General features: G+C 67.5%; 3 protein-coding genes and 1 pseudogene. 3 read left to right on the forward strand and 1 reads right to left on the reverse strand.

The genetic code is table 11. From position 1 onward, the window contains the following. Nucleotides 1-154 precede the first annotated feature (154 nt). Nucleotides 155-1564: pseudogene (locus tag ENN83_RS17100) on the forward strand (DNA/RNA non-specific endonuclease); the annotation flags it as partial. A 267-nt stretch (nucleotides 1565-1831) separates the two neighbouring features. On the opposite strand, the gene ENN83_RS03040 reads toward ENN83_RS17100, so the two are convergent. Beyond that, nucleotides 1832-3199 carry a lipase/acyltransferase domain-containing protein gene (locus ENN83_RS03040; RefSeq protein WP_287183953.1) on the reverse strand — a complete coding sequence of 456 codons (1368 nt, stop codon included), beginning with the start codon at nucleotides 3197-3199 and terminating at the stop codon, nucleotides 1832-1834. A 219-nt stretch (nucleotides 3200-3418) separates the two neighbouring features. Here ENN83_RS03040 and ENN83_RS03045 point away from each other — a divergent pair, with 219 nt between their 5' ends. Beyond that, nucleotides 3419-3712: a hypothetical protein gene (locus tag ENN83_RS03045; RefSeq protein ID WP_287183955.1), complete on the forward strand. Its 294-nt coding sequence runs from the start codon at nucleotides 3419-3421 to the stop codon at nucleotides 3710-3712. Then, nucleotides 3690-4592, forward strand: coding sequence for an acetamidase/formamidase family protein (locus ENN83_RS03050; RefSeq protein WP_287183958.1), 903 nt, complete (start codon nucleotides 3690-3692; stop codon nucleotides 4590-4592). Before ENN83_RS03045 ends, ENN83_RS03050 begins: the two co-directional genes overlap by 23 nt. Nucleotides 4593-4748: the final 156 nt, after the last annotated feature.

The raw sequence follows: 4748 nt of genomic DNA on the forward strand, positions 1-4748 counted from the left end.
GCTGCGGCCGTCCTTCTACATGTCCCGCGACAGGATCCTCAGTGCGCGCGAGGGGCTGTCGGACATCGCCCGGCAATTGATGGAGGGGATGGATCTCGATTTCGACGACCGCGATCTGTTCGAGGCACAGCGCATGCTGGTCGAGACCCGGGCGATGGCGGCGGGGCGGTTGAACCTGTTCAACGGGTTTCGCGAATATGCCGGGACCGGCTGGCTGGTCGATGACGGCATCGCGGTGACCAACCGCCATGTCGCAGAGCTTTTCGCGCGGCGCTGGATGGGCGAGGACTGGGAGTTCCAGGAGGGCCAGTTCGACCGAAGGATCGAGGTGCGACTGAACCCGCTGGAACAGATCGACACGCCCGAGGATCCCACCCGCGCGGCCTTTGTGACCGGCATCCTCTGGGTCGCGGGCTCGGGCGAGCCGGACATGGCCTTCCTCAAGGTCCATGCCCCCGGTGCGGAACCGGTGCCGCTGGCCGCGGACCTGCCCGGGGCCGAGACGCCGATTTCGGTGATCGGCTATCCCGAACGCGACCCGCGCGACAATCCCCGGCATCTGATCGTGTCCTTCTTCGGCGATCGGTTCGGGGTCAAGCGCTGCGCGCCGGGCCGGGTGATGCGGGCCGATGCCTGGATGCTGGAACATGACGCCTCGACGCTGGGGGGCAATTCGGGCTCGGTCGTGATCGCCACCGAAACCGGCGAGGCGGTGGGGCTGCATTTTGCGGGCGCCGCGCAGGAACGCAACGTCGCCGTCCCCTCGGGCACCGTCGCCGCGGCGCTGCGTCGGCTGAAATCGCAGATCGCCATGCCCGCGCTGGGGGGCGTGGCAGCGGATGCAGAGATCGAGACGAGCCGCGCGGATTTCGCCGACCGGGAGGGGTTCGACCGCGCGTTTCTGGGGGGCGAGACCGCCCTGCCCGGCCTTGGCTCATGGCAGGGCGATCTTGCCCCGGTCGCGGGCGGCGGCACGGAATTGCGCTACGTGCATTTCTCGGTCTGGCAAAGCGCCTCGCGCAAGCTGCCGCTGCTGACGGCGGTCAATATCGACGGCGCCCGGCTGCGGCGCGTGCCGCGGCGGGGCACCTGGCGGCTGGACGGACGGCTTGACCGGGCGCATCAGGCAGGCAACGAGCTTTACCGCTCGAACCCGCTCGACAAGGGCCACATGGTGCGCCGGCTGGACCCGTGCTGGGCCGAGGACATCAATGATGAGGCGACGATCCTCAAGGCGCAGGCCGACACCTTCCACTACACCAATTCCGCTCCGCAGCACGAACAGCTGAACCAGCGCGACCGGGTGGGGCTTGAGGGTTACATCCTCGATGCGTCGGAGGAATACGGCTTCAAGGTCAGCGTGCTGACCGGCCCGGTCTTCCGCGACGACGACCGGCGGCTGAAGAACCAGCCCGGCGCCGAGGATATCGCCATCCCGCGCGAGTCCTGGAAGGTGGCCGTCATGCGGCGGGCCGATGACGGCGCGCTGTCGGCCACGGGCTATGTGCTCAGCCATGGCGAGATCATCAAGGGGCTGACCGAGGCCGAATTCGTACTGGGTGCCTATGAAACCTGCCAGGTGCCGCTGGCCCTGATCGAGGGGGCAACGGGACTTGATTTCGGCATGCTGAAAGAGGCCGATCCGCTGCATGTCGCGGACATGCACGAGGCTGCCTTTGGACGGCAGGCGCTGCGCGTGCGCGGTCCGGGCGATCTGACGCTGGCGCGCCAGGGCGAGTCGCGTTCATTCGAATTCACGCGACCCACTCCGACTTCTTGTTGTCGCATGTTTTTCTGCGCAAAACCGGCTCCCACTTTTGCGCAACATGCTCTACGCCTCGCTGACCGCGAAACGCACGTCGTTCTCGGCCTGCGCCCCGCTTGCAAAGCGCAACAGGAACAGGCCGGGTTCGTCGATGGCGGGAGGATGCACGGTCAGCCGGTTGATCCCCGGCCCGTCATAGGCAAGCGCCGCCTCGCGAAAGCCGCGCTCGACGATCCTGCCCTCGTCATCCACCCTGTCGAGGACGAAGCGCCCCTCGATCGTGGTCGCGGTCGGCTGATCGGCCTCGCCCGCAGGTGGCAGGATCGACAGCGTGACCTCGATCGGCTCGCCCACCGGCTGCACCGGCTGGTCGATGCTGAGCGCGACGGTCATATGCGCCGCCTCGCCGCCCGCCAGTTCCACAGGCGGACCGGCATCAGCCCCGAACAGCCGGAAGAAGACACGCTTGAACGGCACGCCCTCGAACACGGTGGAATGTTCGTTGACCACCAGTTGCCGCTGGCCGATCCGGGGCAGCGCGCTGTAGATCGGCACCGTGCCGTCGCCGCCATCGGGGGTCTTCGTCATCACCGTCTGGCGATGGTCGGCCTGCGCCGCATCGCCCAGCGCCACGTTCAGGCGCGTCACCGTCTTGTGGCCCACACCCGCGAAGTAGAAATAGCGCACATGGCCGGGCTGGTTGCCCTGCCCCAGCACGTCATGCAGCGCGCGGGCGCGCTCGACCAGCGCGGGCACCATGCCGATCCGGGGCGCCACCGCCGGGTCGTAGGGGTCGAGCGCGGCCAGATCGGAACTGGCCGTGTCCCAGATCGCCTGTTCTCCCGGCGCCGGGATCAGCTGATAGCCCGAGGGGTATTTCGGGTTCGCCGCCAGCCTGGCGAAATCGCTGCCCTTGATCCCCATCGTGCTGTCCACCCCGAAGATGCGCGCCAGCGCGAGCGGCGCGCCGAGATGGGGCGAGGCCAGCGCAACGAACAGCGTGATCTTGGGGAACCACGCCTCGGTCTCGAACCGCCCGCTTTCGAGAAGCAACCGGCACAGAAGCCCGCCCATCGAATGGCCGACCAGCGCGATTTCCTCAGCACCCTCGTCATGCAGCGCCTGCAACCGGGCGGCCATGACATCGACCGTCTCGAACAGGTCGCGCCGCCAGTCATAGGGAAAATCGACATAGCGTTTCTGCGCCCCGCCCGGCGTATAGCCCATCCCCGCCAGCAGGTCGCGCACCGTCGAGTAGAACCGGAAACTCAGGACGTTGTAGATCAGTTCCGTGGGCAGGACCGCGTCATCCTGCAACTTGTCGATGCGCTTGTAGCCGAACTTGGTTTCCAGCGGCGTCGGCGGCCAGACCTCCTCGGCGCCAAGCGCGAGCCTTGTCGCCATGATGCCGGGAACAAGAAAGGCGACTTTCATGGACCTTCTCCTCCGATAGGATACATGCAGGGGCACGAGCGGCCTCGGGGCCTGCGGACGGGGAAAAACCGGTCACTCGTTCCCGAAACGGTGCGGACCACGGTCTGGAGTATGCGGCGGTTACGGCAGCCGCGCAATGACGGCGCACAACCGCCACCCGTCGACAAACCGCGGGCCGATACCTCCCTTCGAAGGCGAGCCTTGAGGGAGGAAACCGGAATGGCCGATGGAACTCAGAATGCGACCGCCGCCCGCCGCAGCGTGGTGGTGCAAGGCTTTACCAACAGCATGCTCGACCCCGACGCGCCCATGCCGGGCCCGGTCGAGGATGGCGGCACGATCATCGCCAATACCGCGCCGGGCTGCTGGGGGCCGATGATCGCGCCCAGCCTGCGCGGCGGGCACGAGGTGACGCAACCGGTCGCGGTCGCGGGGAGGCGAGCCGGGCGACGCGGTCGCGATCCGGATCCGGGACATCACGGTAACATCCATCGCCACTGCCTCGGGCCATGACAGCTCGCCCGAGGGGTTCTGCCCGGGCGATCCCTACGTCGCCGCACGGTGTCCCAACTGCGACACGGTCTGGCCCGAAACCCATGTCGAGGGGATAGTCCAGGATGCCGTGAAATGCAACATATGCGGCAACCCGGTCACGCCCTTACGCATCGTGCATGGCTATACTGTCACCTTCGACGAGACCCGCGCGGTCGGCCTGACCCTGCCGAAACCGGCCGCCGAGAAGATCGCGCGCGCGGCCGACCATTACGCGGCGCTCCCCGATGACAGCCATCAGCATTCCATTCTGGTCTATGCGCCGTCCGACATGCCCGGCGCGCTGGTCCGCATGCGGCCCTTCGTCGGGCAGCTGGGCACCTGTCCGTCCAAGGCCATGCCCGACAGCCACAACGCGGGCGATGTCGGCGCGTTCCCGGTGGGCGCGCCGCATGCCTGTGCGATCACCGCCGAAGAGCTGGCGCAGCGCAAGACCGACGGCCATATGGATATCGACGCGGTGCGCCCCGGCGCGATCCTGATCTGCCCGGTCAAGGTGCCGGGCGCGGGCCTCTACATGGGCGACATGTATGCGGGACAGGGCGACGGCGTGATCGCGGGCCACACGATGGACGTGGCGGGCAGCGTGACCCTTCAGGTCGAGGTGGTGAAGGACGATCCGATCGACGGGCCGGTGCTGTTCCCGCTGGTCAAGGATCTGCCGCCCTTGGCCCGCCCCTTCTCGGCCGAGGAAAAGGCCAAGGGGGCGCGGCTTGCCGCACAATTTTCCTGTCTTGCCGGGCTGATCGTTCTGGCTGCCCTTGCCGAACAGATCACCCAGTGGAACGCGGCGCTTCTGGCCGGATATGCTGCGGACTCGACCCTGCAGAAACTCAGATGACCGATCCAGCCGCCTCCCCGATCCGCGCCCGGATCGAGGCGCAGGAGCTTTACGATCAGGGCTATCGCGGCCAGGGCGTGGGGGTGGCGATCCTCGACAGCGGGTTCCTGCCCCGCAACGGCTTTGACCCGAGGGTGGTAGAGGAGCGCGACTTCA

Source organism: Rhodovulum sp. (genome assembly GCF_011048875.1).
In the GTDB taxonomy this organism is placed as follows: Bacteria; Pseudomonadota; Alphaproteobacteria; order Rhodobacterales; family Rhodobacteraceae; genus Rhodovulum; species Rhodovulum tesquicola.